Here is a 368-nt window from a genome sequence, read left to right as displayed (position 1 = left end):
GCCGGCCTGGTCCGATTCCAATCTCAAAAGTCTTGGCCGGCTGATAAAATCGGGCTTGTTTCTTGCCCATGTGCGCGCCTCGACCGGCGGCGCCACCAGCCGCATGAACTGCCATCCTTTCGTTTCCGGCCGCTGGTCGTTCATGCACAACGGCCAGATCGGGGGCTTCGAGAAGATCCGCCGTGCACTGGAGAATTCTCTCTCGGACGATTTGTTCGACCAGCTCGAAGGCACGACCGATTCCGAATTATTCTTTCGCTTGATGATCGGCGAGGATCTGTCGCAGGACCCGCATGGCGCGGCTTCCCGCGTCGCCGGCCTCGTTCTCGAGGCTTCGCGCCGCGCCGGCATCGAGCCGTCCCTGAAAC

At 61.7% G+C, this 368-nt stretch carries 1 protein-coding gene; it reads left to right on the top strand.

The window, feature by feature from the left end; translation table 11 throughout:
* A partial coding sequence (locus EN859_RS35930) for a class II glutamine amidotransferase (protein ID WP_135913650.1) occupies positions 1-368 on the top strand: 368 nt, incomplete at both ends.

The organism is Mesorhizobium sp. M00.F.Ca.ET.216.01.1.1, assembly GCF_004010325.2.
Lineage (GTDB): Bacteria > Pseudomonadota > Alphaproteobacteria > Rhizobiales > Rhizobiaceae > Mesorhizobium.
This window is presented reverse-complemented; position numbering and strand designations above follow the sequence as displayed.